A 14,941-nucleotide genomic window follows, 5' to 3' on the forward strand; every position below is an offset into this window, starting at 1 on the left:
GCGCCACCTTTTCACCTGTTGGTAAACAGGAGAACAGGATGCTGCCAATTATACCGTTTTCATCTGCATTTGTCTGGTGCAGGTGGTCGATAACATGGCCGAAGTCAAGGGCAGGCGCGGCGCATTTCGTGCAATCCACCTAAATTTTCCGCGCTATCCATCCTCTTCATTTCCACCCCGGCGCAGGGTATCGAGCGCCAGAAGGCGGGTACGCAGGCTCTGCCACGCCGCCTCGTTCACCTGCCCCGCGCACAGGCGTTCGGTATCGGCGCGGACTTCGGCGGCGAAGCGTTCGACATTGAGCAGCGCGTAGAAATGCCACCATTCATGGCGGGAATCGGTGCCGAAAACATCATCATCCGCCTGCCCCCGCGTGCGCCGCCCGCGCGTGGTGCGCACGCGCTGGCACACATCATCCAGCCCGGCGGCGGACAGGCTGGCCGCCAGTTCATCGGGGGCGGGCAGGCCGCCGCGCGCGTCGTACATCTCCAGCAGTTCCTCACGCAGGGCGGCAAGGTCGGCGGGCAGTTCAAGGCGGCAATAGGCGTCCTGCACCTCGGCCAGCACGGCGGGCTGTTCGAGTATGATGGCGCTGAGAATGCACTGGCGCTGCAGGTCGGCGTCCATCGCCGCCACCGGCGTGGTCGCGACCGGTCGGGCCGCATTCCCCCCGCGCGGGCCCGAGCGGCGGAATGTCTGGAAAAAACTGTCCAGCAGGGTGGAGCGGTATTCGGATGCCAGCGCCTTGTCCGGGATCAGGGCCGCGACCTCCACCAGCCTGCGGCGCAGGGCGGCGCGCTGTTCGGGGCCGGGATTACGCACGCCCTCGCTCAGCAGGCCGAACAGTACCTGCCCCATCGGGCACGCGCCCGCCACAAGCGCCGCCATGGACTCCGGGCCGTTGCGGCGCACGAGGCTGTCCGGATCCTCCCCTTCGGGCAGGACGCAAAAACGCAGCGTCCGGTCCACGGCCAGCAGGGGCAGCGCGGTTTCCGCCGCCTTCACCGCCGCGCGCTGGCCCGCGGCATCGCCATCGAAACACAGCACCGGGGCGGGGGCGAGATGCCACAGCGCCTCCATCTGCTCGGCCGTCAGGGCCGTGCCAAGGGGGGCCACCGCGCCGCCGAACCCGGCCTGGTGCAGGGCGATCACGTCCATGTACCCCTCGACCACCAGCAGTTCGGCGGCGGGGCCCCTGCCCCGCACGCCTTCGCGCGCGCGGTCGAGGCCGAACAGCACCCGGCGCTTGGAAAACAGGGCGGTCTCGGGGCCATTGAGGTATTTGGGCTGGCCATCCCCCAGAATACGCCCGCCAAAGGAAACCAGCCTGCCGCGCCGGTCGCGGATGGGAAAGGTCACACGGTTGAAGAACAGTTCACGCTGCGGGGCGCCGTTTTCATCCGCACGCATCACGCCCGCGTCGCGCAGCATGGCGGGCGTGATGTCCTGCGCCGCCATTTCCGCCACCAGCGCGCCGCGCCCCTCCCCCGACCAGCCAAGGCCGAAGGCCGCTATGGTCTCGTCCGTCAGGCCGCGGTTGCGCAGGTAGGCCAGCCCTTCGCGCCCCTCGGGCTGGTAGAGCCTGCGCTGCCATGACTGCTGCACCGCCTCCAGCACGTCCCCCAGCGTGCGCGCGCGTTCGGCCTGCTCGCGTCGCACGGGGTCGGGTTTTGGCATTTCCATGCCGGCGGCGGTGGCCAGTTCCTCCACCGCTTCGGGGAAGGAGCGGCCCTCGCTCTGCATGACGAAGGTGATGACATCCCCATGCGCCTGGCAGCCGAAGCAGTGATAATGGTCGTCATAGACATAGAACGAGGGCGTCTTTTCCCCATGGAAGGGGCAGCATCCCTTCCAGTTCCGTCCCGAACGCACCAGCTTCGTCCGCCGCCCGATAACCGGGGCGATGGGCGTGCGGGCACGCAGTTCGTCAAGGAACGCGGGGTCAAGCGCCATCGGCCAGTCTCTCCGGTGTCAGTTATACCGAAAGCTGCGCACGCACGACAGCACTTGCGCGCGACGGGTCGAGTGCCGCGCCAAACTGTTCCTTCAGCGCGGCCATGACCTTGCCCATATCCTTCATGGAGGTGGCGTCCGTACGGGTGATCGCCTCACGCACCGCGGCCTCGATGGTGGCGTCATCCAGGTCGGGGGGAAGATAGTCACGGATGATGGCGATTTCGGCCTCTTCCTTCTGCGCCAGTTCGGGGCGGCCGCCCTTGAGGTACAGCGCCGCCGATTCCGCACGCGACTTGACCATGCCGCGCAGCATGGAAATCACGGCTTCGTCGCTGACCTGATCGTCACCCCTGGCCCGCCCGGCGATATCGACATCCTTCAGTTTCGCGGTGATCATGCGGATGGTGCCGACCTTTTCGCTCTGGCCTGCCTTCATGGCGGTTTTCAGGTCATCCGTGAAACGTGCGCGCAGGGACATGACTGTCAACTCCTCTGCCCGGCGGGGGCACAACGCCCCTTCATGCCGGGAATAATTTTCCCATGGTCCTGATGTGCCGATGTGTGGGAATTTTCTTCCCAATCGGGCAGGACGCTGTTAGGCAATACTCCCGGAAGGGACATCATCCAATGCCGATGACGATAGAAAGTATTATCGAACGCCTCGGCGGCGCCGAACAGGCCGCGCGCCTGACCGGCGTCAGCACCGAGGCCATTCGCAAATGGCGGCAGGCGCGCGCCATACCGCCCAAGCACTGGACAACCGTGCTGCGCGCGACCGGCCTGTCACTGTCCGACCTGCAACCCGCCACAGAATCCGACCGACCGGAGCCCCCGATGAGCACGCCAAACCCGCCCGCACCGGCCGACAGGCCCAAAGCCGCGACAGCCGCCCTGATCCTGGCCGATGGCACCGTCCTGTGGGGGCGCGGATTCGGCGCGTATGGCACGGATGCGGCCATTGGCGAAATCTGTTTTTCCACCGGCATGACCGGCTATCAGGAAACCCTGACCGATCCGTCATTCGCGGGGCAGATCATCACCTTCACCTTCCCCCATGTCGGCAATACCGGCACCACGCCGGAAGATGATGAAGCCGCCCGCGTGCAGGCCCGCGCACTGGTGGTGAAGGAAGACCTGACCGCGCCCGCCAACTGGCGCGCTACCGAGTCGCTCGATACGTGGCTCAAGGCGCGCGGCATTCCAGGCATATGCGGCATCGACACCCGCGCCATCACCCGCCGCATCCGTGAGGGCGGACCGCAGACGGCGGTCATCGCCTACCCCGAGGACGGCAGCTTCGACCTGCCCGCCCTCCAGGCCCGCGCCCGCCAGTGGCCGGGGCTGGAAGGCATGGACCTTGCCCGCGAAGTCACCTGCCCCGCCCCCTATGCGTGGAACGAGGGCATATGGAAGTGGCCGCACGGCACCGAACCCCTGCCCGCGAAGCGGCGCAGGGTGGTGGCGGTCGATTACGGGGCCAAGCGCAACATCCTGCGCTGCCTTGCCAACGCCGGCTGCGACGTGACCGTCGTGCCCGCCACCGCCACGGCGGAGGAGATCCTCGCCCTCGACCCCGCGGGCGTGTTCCTGTCCAACGGGCCGGGCGACCCGGCGGCGACGGCCGAATACGCGGTGCCCGCCATCCGTGGCGTGCTGGAGGCGGGCAAGCCGCTGTTCGGCATCTGCCTGGGCCACCAGCTTCTGGCGCTGGCGCTGGGGGCGAGCACCTACAAGCTGGCGCGCGGCCACCGGGGGGCCAACCAGCCGGTCAAGGATCTGGTCACGGGCAAGGTGGAGATCACCAGTCAGAACCACGGCTTCGCGGTGGATGAAAAATCCCTGCCCGCCGATGTGCGCGCCACCCATGTCAGCCTGTTCGACGGGTCGAATGAAGGGATCACCACCAGCCGCTACCCGGCATTTTCGGTGCAGTACCACCCCGAGGCCAGCCCCGGCCCGTCCGACAGCCATTACCTGTTCCGCCGCTTTGTCGATCTGATCGACACCACAACCAAAGCCGCCTGAAAGCCGACCCGACATGCCAAAACGGACAGACATCAGCTCCATCCTGATTATCGGCGCCGGCCCGATCGTGATCGGCCAGGCGTGCGAATTCGACTATTCCGGCGCGCAGGCCTGCAAGGCCCTGAAGGAAGAGGGCTACCGCGTCATTCTGGTCAACTCCAACCCCGCCACGATCATGACCGATCCGGGGCTGGCGGATGCGACCTATATCGAGCCGATCACCCCGGAATTCGTCGAGCGCATCATCGAACGTGAAAAGCCCGACGCCGTGCTGCCCACCATGGGCGGCCAGACCGCGCTGAACACGGCCATGGCGCTGGACAAGTCGGGATTCCTGAAAAAGCACGGCGTCGAACTGATCGGCGCCAACGCCGAGGTGATCGACCGGGCCGAGGACAGGCAGAAATTCCGCGAGGCCATGGACGCCATCGGCATCGAAAGCCCGCGCAGCCTGATCGCCCACACGCTGGAGGAAGCCCGCGCCGCGCTGGAAAACGTGGGCCTGCCCGCGGTCATCCGCCCGTCCTTCACCATGGGCGGCTCGGGTGGCGGCATCGCCTATAACCGCGAGGAATTCGACCGTATCGTCACCTCCGGCCTCGACGCCTCCCCCACCACGGAAGTCCTGATCGAGGAATCCGTGCTGGGCTGGAAGGAGTACGAGATGGAGGTCGTGCGCGACACCGCGGACAACTGCATCATCATCTGCTCCATCGAGAATATCGACCCGATGGGCGTGCATACCGGTGATTCCATCACCGTGGCCCCGGCCCTGACCCTGACGGACAAGGAATACCAGCGCCTGCGCGACATGTCGCTGGCCTGCCTGCGCAAGATCGGGGTGGAAACGGGGGGCTCGAACGTGCAGTTCGGCATCAACCCCGTCGATGGCCGCGTGGTGGTGATCGAGATGAACCCGCGCGTGTCACGCTCCTCGGCCCTTGCATCGAAGGCGACGGGTTTTCCTATCGCCAAGGTCGCGGCCAAGCTGGCGGTGGGCTACACGCTCGATGAACTGACCAATGACATTACCGGCAGCACGCCGGCATCGTTCGAGCCGACGATCGATTATGTCGTGGTCAAGATCCCGCGCTTCACGTTCGAGAAATTCCCCGGCACGCCCGCCCTGCTGTCCACCAGCATGAAATCGGTGGGCGAGGCGATGGCCATTGGCCGCTCCTTCCCCGAGGCATTGCAGAAGGGCCTGCGCTCGATGGAAATCGGGCTGGCGGGCCTGGACCCGGTCGAAGTGCCTGGCGATGGCGGCCCCGACGCCTTCCGCGCCGCACTTTCGCAGCCCCGGCCCGAGCGTATCCTCATGGCCGCGCAGGCCCTGCGCGCCGGGCTGAGCGTGGAGGACATCCACGACACCTGCCGCTTCGAGCCATGGTTCCTGCGCGAACTGGCCAGGATTGTCGCGGCCGAACACACGATCATGCGCGACGGCCTGCCCGAGGACGCCGACAGCCTGCGCGCGCTCAAGGCCATGGGCTTTTCGGACATCCAGCTTGCCCGCCTGTCCGGCACCAGCACGGACGAGATCGCCCGCCTGCGCGAAAGCCGGGGCGTGCTGCCGGTCTACAAGCGCATCGACACCTGCGCGGGTGAGTTCGCATCCCCCACGCCGTACATGTATTCCACCTTTGAGGGCGGATACGGCGTGCCGGAGTGCGAAAGCAGGCCGACCGACCGCAGGAAGATCGTCATCCTGGGTGGCGGGCCGAACCGCATCGGCCAGGGGATCGAGTTCGATTACTGCTGCGTCCATGCCGCCTACGCCCTGCGTGAGGCCGGTTTCGAGACGATCATGGTCAACTGCAACCCCGAGACCGTCTCCACCGATTACGACACCTCGGACCGGCTGTATTTCGAGCCGCTGACGGCCGAGGACGTGATCGCCCTGATCCGGCGCGAGCAGGAAAACGGCACGGTGCTGGGCTGCATCGTGCAGTATGGCGGCCAGACGCCGCTCAAGCTGTCGCACGCGCTGGAGGCGGCGGACATCGCGCTGCTCGGCACGCCCGCCGATGCGATCGACCGGGCCGAGGACCGCGAACGCTTCCAGGCCATGCTGCACAGGCTGGGCCTGCGCCAGCCCGCCAACGGCATCGCCCGCAGCCCGACCGAAGCCGAGGACGTGGCCGAACGGATCGGCTACCCCGTGGTTGTCCGCCCGTCCTACGTGCTGGGTGGCCGCGCCATGGAAATCGTGCATGACCGCGCGAGCCTGCAGCGGTACATGCGCGTGGCCCTTCAGCTTGCCGGGCATGACATCGCCTCCGGCCCGGTGCTGATCGACCATTACCTCAACGACGCGATCGAGGCGGATGTGGACTGCATCGCCGATGGTGACGAGGTGTACGTGGCCGGCGTGATGGAACATATCGAGGAAGCGGGCATCCACTCCGGCGACAGCGCGTGTTCGCTCCCGCCCTACACGCTTTCCCCCGCCATCGTGACCGAACTCAAGGCCCAGACCGAAGCCATGGCGCGCGAGCTGGGCATTGTCGGCCTCATGAACGTGCAGTACGCGATCAAGGGGCAGGAAATCTTCGTGCTGGAGGTCAATCCGCGCGCCTCGCGCACCGTGCCGTTCGTGGCCAAGGCGACGGGCGTGCCGGTCGCGAAGATCGGGGCACGGGTCATGGCGGGGGCCAAGCTGGGCGAATTCCGGCTCGATGACCGCGCCGTCGCCCCGCATGTGGCGGTGAAGGAAGCGGTCTTCCCGTTCAACCGCTTCCCCAACGTGGACACCATCCTCGGCCCCGAAATGCGCTCCACGGGCGAAGTGATGGGCCTTGACGCCTCGTTCGAGCGCGCCTTCGCCAAGTCACAGCTTGCCGCGGGCGTGAAGCTGCCGCTGTCGGGCACGATCTTCCTGTCCGTGCGCGACAGCGACAAGGCGGCGGTGAAGTCGCTGGGCCGCCGCCTGTCGGACATGGGCTTCACCATCATGGCCACGCGCGGCACCGCCGCCTGCCTGCGCGAGGCCGGGGTGAACGTGCGCGTGGTCAACAAGGTGCTGGAAGGGCGGCCGAACTGCGTGGACGCCATCCGCTCGGGCGAAATCCAGATGGTCATCAACACGGCCCAGGGCGCGCAGGCGGTGACCGACAGCTTCGACATCCGCCGTTCGGCGCTGACGCATGGCGTTCCCCACTACACCACCATCGCCGGCGCGCGGGCGGCGACGCACGCCATTTCGGCCATGCGTGAGGGGGTTCTTGAAGTCGCGCCACTTCAATCCTATTTTAAAGGATCATTCTGAGCGTATCGCACTTGCGCGGGTACCCTGCCGGTCTGCACGCCGGTGGGGTGCCCGTGCGGGACCGCATGCGATATGCCGGGTACGGCAACCAACAGTCAGTTATGGAAACTGACCTTCACCTCGGGGACAAATCTTGCAGAAATTTCCGATGACAGGCCCCGGCCTGCAACGGCTTGAAGACGAACTGCGCAAGCTCAAGAGTGAAGAACGCCCCGCGATCATACGCGCGATTGCCGAGGCACGCAGCCACGGCGACCTGTCGGAAAACGCGGAATATCACGCAGCCCGCGAACGCCAGTCCTTTACCGAAGGCCGCATTCAGGAACTGGAGGAAATCGTCTCCTCCGCCGAGGTGATCGACCCGGCCAGCCTGTCGGGCGACCAGGTGAAATTCGGCGCCCGCGTCAAGCTGGTGGATGAAGAGACCGACAAGGAAGCCACCTACCAGATCGTGGGCGTGTACGAAGCCGACATCAAGCAGGGACTGCTGTCCATTTCCTCGCCATTGGCCAAGTCGCTGATCGGCAAGAGCATTGGTGACAGCGTGTCCGTGCCCGCCCCCGGCGGCGACCGGACTTACGAAATCCTGGAAGTCACCTACGGCTAGGCATACACCGTGATCACGTTTGATGATATCACCGCCGCCGCACGGCGGATAAAGGGGCGCGTACTCCATACGCCCACCGTCCCGTGCCAGACCCTTTCGCGCGCGACCGGCGCGGATATCGTGCTCAAGCTCGATAACCTCCAGGCCGTGGGCTCGTTCAAGGAGCGTGGGGCGGCCAACAAGCTGGCCCTCCTCACCCCGCGCGAGCGTGAACGCGGGGTCATTACCGTCTCGGCGGGCAACCACGCGCAGGGTGTCGCGCGCCATGCCTCGCTGCTGGGTATTGACGCGGTGATCGTCATGCCGCGCTTCACCCCCGTCGCCAAGGTCACGCGCACCGCCGCGTGGGGCGCGCGCGTGGTGCTGGAGGGCGACAGCTTCGCCGAGGCCACGGCCCATGCCAACGCCCTGTGCCAGCGCGAAGGCCGCGTGTTCGTCCACCCCTATGACGACCCCGAGGTCATGGCCGGACAGGGCACGTTCGCGCTTGAACTGTTCGAGGACGCGGGCCCGCTGGATACGTTCGTATGCCCCATCGGCGGGGGCGGCCTGCTGTCCGGCTGCGCCGTGGCCGCGCGCGCGCTGCGCCCGGAGATGGACATCATCGGGGTGCAGGTGGAAAATTTCTCGTCCCTGTCCGGCTTTCCGGGCGATGAGGTGATGCCGCCGGGTGGCGCTACCATCGCGGAAGGGATTGCGGTGCTCCAGATCGGCCGCCAGCCGCTGGAGGTCATTCGCGGCCATGTGTCCAACGTGCTGGTAGTGCCCGAAAGCGCGATCGAGACCGCGATCACCATGCTGGCCGAAGGGGCGAAACAGGTCAGTGAAGGGGCCGGGGCCACGGCGCTGGCGGCGGTGCTGACCTATCCCGAACTGTTCCGGGGCAAGCGCGTGGCGCTGCCGGTCACGGGCGGGAATATCGACAGCCGCATCCTGGCCAATACCCTGCTGCGCTCGCTTCTGCGCGACGGGCGGCTTTTGTGCCTGAAAATGGAAATACCCGACCGCCCCGGCGTGCTGGCCGATATTTCACGCAAGATCGGTGATGAAGGCGGCAATATCATCGAGGTCTCGCACCAGCGCCTGTTCACCACCCCCAGCGTGCAGGCCGCCGAACTGGAAGTGATGATCGAGGCGCGCGACCCCGAACACGCCCGCACGCTGGAAGCGGAACTGGCCAAGACCTACATCGTGCGCCGCGCCTGAACGGCGCGGACGCGGCGACCGCTTGCCCGCCTATCTGGTGCCGAACAGGCGGTCGCCCGCATCGCCCAGGCCGGGGCGGATATAGCCATGTTCATCCAGCCCGCGATCGATGGCGCAGGTCACGATCCGCACATCGGGGTGCGCCTTGCGCAGGCAGGCCACGCCCTCGGGCGCGGCAAGCAGGCAGACGAAGACCAGATGACCGCAGCCCGCCTGCTTGAGCCGGTCAATGGCCGCGACCGCGCTGTGCCCCGTCGCCAGCATGGGATCGACCACAAGGCAGACACGGTTATCCAGCTCATCGGGCAGCTTGAGGTAATATTCAACCGGCTCCAGCGTTTCGGGGTCGCGGTACAGCCCGACATACCCCACGCGCGCCGAGGGTACCAGATCCAGCAACCCGTCCAGAATCCCGTTCCCCGCCCGCAGGATGGAAATCAGGCACAGTTTCTTGCCCGCGAGACGGCGGGCCTGCATGTGTTCCAGCGGCGTGTCGATCTCCACCGTTTCCAGCGGCAGGTCACGCATGGCCTCATAACCGATCAGCAGGCTCAGCTCCCGCGCAAGATGGCGGAACACGCCTGTCGGGGTCTCACGCTCGCGCATGAGGGTCAGCTTGTGCTGGACCAGCGGGTGGGTGACGACAACAACACCATCGTCATGCACGCTTGCGGGTTCGGTCATATCGGTTCCTTGTCCTGGTAGGGAATACGGCGTTCAGCTTCCGCCATCGCGGGGGACGAAGCGCAGGGCCAGCCCGTTCATGCAGTAGCGCAGGCCGGTGGGGGGCGGCCCGTCGGGAAAGACATGGCCCAGATGGCCGTTGCACTGCGCGCAATGGACCTCCGTGCGGGTCATGCCATGGCTTGTGTCGGTCGTGGTGCCCAGCGCGCCGGGTATGGCATCGAAAAACGAAGGCCAGCCGCTGCCGCTCTCATATTTCGTGCCGGAGCGGAATAACGACGCGCCGCACCCGGCGCAACGATATTCACCGGCACGCTTTTCATCATTCAGCGGGCTTGAGCCGGGGCGCTCGGTGCCATGTTCGCGCAGGATGCGCACCTGTTCCGGGGTCAGGCTGCCGCACTGGGTGGCGCCTGACCGGGTGGCGCCTGTATCGACTGGATCGGACATGGATATTTTTCCTCCGTCACACGTGCATTTTACGCTGACCGCTTTTAGGGCATCATGCCATATAAAATAAAACAGGGAGATCCTACCCCATGAGCGACCATGAAACAGTGAACAAGGCGCGCCGCCCCGTGATGCTGGCGGTGCTGGATGGCTTTGGCTGGCGGGAAGACCCGTCCGACAATGCCGTGCGCGACGCCGATACGCCAGCCTTCGACCGGCTGTGGCGTTCGGGGCCGCACGCCTTTCTCAAAACCTGTGGGGAGGATGTCGGCCTGCCGCAAGGGCAGATGGGCAATTCGGAGGTCGGTCATCTCAATATCGGCGCGGGCCGGGTGGTCATGCAGGAACTGCCGCGCATTTCCACCGCGCTGCGGGATGGCTCGGTCGCGCGCAGCACGGTGATGGCGGACTTCATCGCCGCGCTGAAGGCCAGCGGGGGCACCTGTCACCTCATGGGTCTCGTCTCCCCCGGCGGGGTGCATGCCCATCAGGATCATGCCGTGGCCCTGGCCCATATCCTGCGCACGGCCGGCATTCCCGTCACCTTCCATATCTTTACCGATGGGCGCGACACCGCCCCGCAATCCGGGCACGGCTATGTCAGCCAGCTTCTTTCCGCCCTGCCCGAGGGGGTGAGGATCGGCACGGTTTCGGGTCGCTATTACGCCATGGACCGCGACCGCCGGTGGGACCGGGTGGAGAAGACCTATAACGCCATCGTCGCCGGTCAGGGCGAACAGGCGGGCGATGCGCTGCATGTGCTGGACAAGGCTTATGCCGCCGGGATCACGGACGAATTCATCGTGCCCACCGTGATTGGTGAATATGGCGGCATGCATGATGGTGATGGCGTGTTGAGCTTCAACTTCCGCGCCGACCGGATCCGCCAGTTGCTCGATGCGCTACTTGAGCCGGAATTCGATGGCTTCACCCGCATCCGGCTCGTCAGGTTCGCCGCCGTCATGGGCATGACACGCTATAGCGACCGGCTGGCCGAACGGATCACGGTGCTGTTCCCGCCCGAGGAACTGCATGACCTACTGGGCGATGTGGTCAGCGCCGCCGGGCTGAAGCAGATCCGCATGGCGGAGACCGAGAAATATCCGCACGTCACCTATTTCCTCAATGGCGGGCGCGAACGCCAGCTCCCCGGCGAGGACCGGGCCATGATCCCGTCCCCCAAGGTCGCGACCTACGACCTGCAACCCGAAATGTCGGCCCCCGAACTGACCCAGCGCGCGGTGGAAGCCATTGACAGTGGCAAATACGACCTGATCGTACTGAACTTCGCCAATGCGGACATGGTGGGCCATACCGGCGTGCTGCCTGCCGCGATCAAGGCTGTCGAGGCGGTGGATCGCGGCCTGGGCCGGATCGCGGACGCCATTGAGCGCGCGGGCGGCGTGCTGCTGGTCACCGCCGACCACGGCAACGCGGAAACCATGTTCGACCCGCAGACCAACGGCCCGCATACCGCCCACACGCTCAACGTGGTGCCCGTGGTGCTGAGCGGGGTCGGGAATGTCAGCCTGCATGACGGCCGGCTGGCCGACATCGCGCCGACCCTGCTGCAGATCATGGGCCTGCCCCAGCCCGCGGCCATGACCGGACATTCCCTTATCGACGGGTCCACGCCATCCTGACAGCACGCCCGAACCACCGGGCGGGCGCGCGGGCGGGCGGGCCTGTGCTCCCATGGTGCCTGGCATTTCTGGCATGGGGGCCGGTGGCCCATGCCCAGGCCCCGGATCCCGCGCCTGTCCACCATCACGCCATGACGGATGAGAGGCACATCCGCCAGCAGCTCGAGGCCGCCCGCACCGCGCATGAAAACCTGCTGGCGCGCGAGCAGCAGCAGGCCCGTGATCTGGCCGAGCGTCGCAAGGTGGAACAGGCCGCGCGCGAGCAGGCCCGCCTTGACGCGGAAAAGGCCGCCGCCCTGTCCGCCGCCACGGTGGACGCCACGGCCCGCCTGCAACGCACCGAGCAGCAGGCCGCCGACCTGGACAGCCGAATTGCCGACCTGCATACCGAACAGGCCGCCCTGCGCCCCCAACTGGCGCGCGAGGTCGCCCGCCTGTCCCCCCTGCTGCCGCTGGCCGAACGCCTGTCGCTTTACCCGGCGGATACGTTGCTGGCCGTTCCCCTGCCCGCCGACCGCGCGGTGACGGGGCTGCTGGTCGTGCATGGCATGATGGCCGACATCGCCAGCCAGACCCGCATCATCCATGACCGCCGCGCGCGCCTGCTCCAGCTTGATGACGAACTGGCCCAGCAGCAGCAGCAGATGCGCCATGTGGTGAACGAACGCGAAAGCCAGCGCGATACGGTCAACCGCGCCGCCCATGCGGCACTTGAGGCCCAGCAGCGCTCCAACGCCGCCGCCGCCAGCGCCACGCAGGCCGTGGAGGACGCGGCCCGCCGCGCGTCGAGCGTGCAGGACGCCATCACCCGCATCGAGGAAACCGAACAGCAGGCGGAAAAAAACCTGGAGGAAGCGGCCCGTGCCGCCGAACGCGCGCATAACATGCGCGAAGCCACCGCCGCCCGCCGCCAGGCGCAGGAAATGGCGACAGGCGCCGGCCCCGGCATTACACCCGCCAACAGCAGCGCGGGCGCTCCGGTGGCGGGCACGGTGCTGACCACATGGGGCCAGCAGACCGAAAGCGGGGCCGCGACGGGGCTGACCTACGCCCCGCCCTCACGCGCCAGCGTGCGCGCGCCATGCACGGGACGTATTGATTTTGCCGGCCCGTTTCGCACATACGGACAGATGATGATCCTTGATTGCGGCAAACATTACCGCTTCGTGCTGGCGGGCCTGGGTGAAATCGCGGTCGCGGCGGGCCAGCAGGTCAGCCACGGCGCGGCGGTGGGCCAGATGCCGCAATGGACAGGCGGGGGCAGCAGGCCGACGCTGTTCGTGCAGTTGCGCCACGGCGGCAGCGCCGTCAATCCGACCCCCTATCTCTAGATGTGGCGCGAGACGGTTTTATCCCCATGCAAGTTCGGTATATGCTGCCAGCCCGTGACGGATGGGGCGGACCACGCTACAACGCAACGCGAAGAATACATGCAGGCCAGCCGGACCAGGTCGGCGGGCATCCAGGAGACAACGACGCATGAAGTTCCGTAATGGCTTGCTGATCGGTTGCGCCTTTCTTGCAGGGCTCGCGGCGGCCCCGCAGATCGCTCACTACTCGGCAGGCAGGGGGGGAGCATTCGCCCCCATGGCCCATGCGGCGGATATTGTCCCCAAGGATGACAACACCCCGCGCGAGATCGAACAGCTCATGTTCCTGTTCGGCTATGTGCTGGAAAAGGTGAAGGCCAATTATGTCGAGCCCGTATCGACCCGTGACCTGATCACCAATTCCCTCAATGGCATGCTGAGCGGTCTGGACCCGCACAGTTCGTACATGACGGAAAAGCAGTTCTCCGACCTGCAGGTCCAGACCAAGGGCTCGTTCGGCGGGCTGGGGCTGGAAGTACAGGGCGAGGACGGGCATGTCCGCGTGGTCTCGCCCATCGACGACACCCCGGCCGCGCGCGCGGGAATCAAGCCCGGTGACTTCATTGTCGCGATCGACGGCAAGAACATCGACGGCCAGCCGCTGGACCAGGTGGTCACGCGCATGCGCGGCAAGCCCGATACCCGCATCACGCTGACGCTGATCCGTGAAAAAACGCCCAAGCCCGTTATCGTAACGCTGACGCGCGCGATCATTCCGCTCCAGGTGATCAAATCTTCGCTGTACGACACCATCGGCTATATCCGAATCGCGCAGTTCAACGAAGAAACGCAGTCCGGCCTGCTCTCCGCCTACAAGAAGCTGCAGGCCCAGACCCATAACAGGATGGCGGGCCTGATCATCGACCTGCGCTCCGATCCGGGCGGGCTGCTGACACAGGCCATCGATGTCGGTTCGGACTTCATCCGCAGTGGTGAAATCGTCTCCACCCGCGCGCGCCACCCGCAGGACAGCCAGCGATGGGACGCCCATAATACCGACATCACCGGCGGCTTACCCGTTGTGGTACTGATCAATGGCGGCTCCGCCTCCGCCAGCGAGATCGTGGCCGGTGCGCTCCAGGACCACCAGCGCGCCGTACTGCTGGGGGAAAAGACCTTTGGCAAGGGGTCGGTGCAGACCATCCTGCCCATCCCGGGCGAAGGCGCGATCCGCCTGACCACGGCGCGCTACTATACGCCGTCGGGCCGCTCCATCCAGGGGCTGGGCATCGTGCCAGACATTACCGTGCGCGAAGCGCGTGATGACCCCGCCTACAGCATTCATGAAGCCGACCTGGCCCATATCATCAAGAACCGGGGCGGCAACACGGCACAGCCGCCGTCGCGCACCGATCTGCCCGCCATAGCGAAGTCCATTCCCGCCCAGCCGCCCGCGAACTGGCCGGAATTCGACCCGCAGAAGCCCACAACCGATTTCCAGTTGCAAGAAGGGCTGAAGGTCGTGCGCGCGATGGCGGGCCTGCCCGTTGCGGCCGAGCCGCCCGCACCAACAGAGAAGACGCCTCCGGCCCCCGTCACCGCCGCCACGACGCCCACGCCGCCCAAGGCGGCCGAGCCCCCCACCCCGTCCATCCCGGCGGAAAAGCAGGCCGCGCCCGAAAGCCCACCGGCCGCGCCCGCACCGGCCACTCCCGCACCGGCCACATCCGCGCCCCCTGCCCCCGCGGCGCCTGCGGTACCCGCCACCCCACCGGCCCAGCCCTGACCCCAC

General features: G+C 66.5%; 11 protein-coding genes. 7 read left to right on the plus strand and 4 right to left on the minus strand.

The window, feature by feature from the left end; translation table 11 throughout:
* Positions 1-153: 153 nt before the first annotated feature.
* Both dnaG and LDL28_RS05565 read right to left on the minus strand, forming a co-directional pair.
* A complete protein-coding gene (gene dnaG / locus LDL28_RS05560) occupies positions 154-1,953 on the minus strand; it encodes a DNA primase (RefSeq protein WP_233057582.1) in 1,800 nt (599 codons plus the stop codon).
* A 22-nt stretch (positions 1,954-1,975) separates the two neighbouring features.
* Positions 1,976-2,434, minus strand: coding sequence for a GatB/YqeY domain-containing protein (locus tag LDL28_RS05565; protein ID WP_233057583.1), 459 nt, complete (start codon positions 2,432-2,434; stop codon positions 1,976-1,978).
* Between the two features lie 149 nt (positions 2,435-2,583).
* Here LDL28_RS05565 and carA point away from each other — a divergent pair, with 149 nt between their 5' ends.
* From carA to LDL28_RS05585, 4 genes are all read left to right on the plus strand, one after another.
* Complete coding sequence (gene carA / locus LDL28_RS05570) at positions 2,584-3,981, plus strand: glutamine-hydrolyzing carbamoyl-phosphate synthase small subunit (protein ID WP_233057584.1); 1,398 nt, start codon at positions 2,584-2,586, stop codon at positions 3,979-3,981.
* A gap of 13 nt (positions 3,982-3,994) precedes the next feature.
* Positions 3,995-7,249: a carbamoyl-phosphate synthase large subunit gene (gene carB / locus LDL28_RS05575; RefSeq protein WP_233057585.1), complete on the plus strand. Its 3,255-nt coding sequence runs from the start codon at positions 3,995-3,997 to the stop codon at positions 7,247-7,249.
* 133 nt (positions 7,250-7,382) lie between these two features.
* A complete protein-coding gene (greA, locus tag LDL28_RS05580; RefSeq protein WP_233057586.1) occupies positions 7,383-7,856 on the plus strand; it encodes a transcription elongation factor GreA in 474 nt (157 codons plus the stop codon).
* A gap of 9 nt (positions 7,857-7,865) precedes the next feature.
* Positions 7,866-9,062, plus strand: a complete 1,197-nt coding sequence (locus LDL28_RS05585) for a threonine ammonia-lyase (protein ID WP_233057587.1) — start codon at positions 7,866-7,868, stop codon at positions 9,060-9,062.
* 30 nt (positions 9,063-9,092) lie between these two features.
* Here the strand turns inward: LDL28_RS05585 and upp are convergent, their stop codons facing one another.
* Entirely contained in the window at positions 9,093-9,746 is a 654-nt protein-coding gene (gene upp, locus LDL28_RS05590) for a uracil phosphoribosyltransferase (RefSeq protein WP_233057588.1), read from the minus strand.
* Between the two features lie 33 nt (positions 9,747-9,779).
* Positions 9,780-10,196, minus strand: a complete 417-nt coding sequence (gene msrB, locus LDL28_RS05595) for a peptide-methionine (R)-S-oxide reductase MsrB (protein ID WP_233057589.1) — start codon at positions 10,194-10,196, stop codon at positions 9,780-9,782.
* Between the two features lie 89 nt (positions 10,197-10,285).
* On the opposite strand from msrB, the gene gpmI reads away from it, so the two are divergent.
* From gpmI to LDL28_RS05610, 3 genes are all read left to right on the plus strand, one after another.
* Positions 10,286-11,839, plus strand: coding sequence for a 2,3-bisphosphoglycerate-independent phosphoglycerate mutase (gene gpmI / locus LDL28_RS05600; protein WP_233057590.1), 1,554 nt, complete (start codon positions 10,286-10,288; stop codon positions 11,837-11,839).
* Between the two features lie 44 nt (positions 11,840-11,883).
* Positions 11,884-13,170: a murein hydrolase activator EnvC gene (locus tag LDL28_RS05605; RefSeq protein ID WP_370636241.1), complete on the plus strand. Its 1,287-nt coding sequence runs from the start codon at positions 11,884-11,886 to the stop codon at positions 13,168-13,170.
* 148 nt (positions 13,171-13,318) lie between these two features.
* Positions 13,319-14,935: a S41 family peptidase gene (locus tag LDL28_RS05610; RefSeq protein ID WP_233057591.1), complete on the plus strand. Its 1,617-nt coding sequence runs from the start codon at positions 13,319-13,321 to the stop codon at positions 14,933-14,935.
* Positions 14,936-14,941: the final 6 nt, after the last annotated feature.

It is taken from the genome of Komagataeibacter sp. FNDCR2 (assembly GCF_021295395.1).
Lineage (GTDB): Bacteria > Pseudomonadota > Alphaproteobacteria > Acetobacterales > Acetobacteraceae > Komagataeibacter.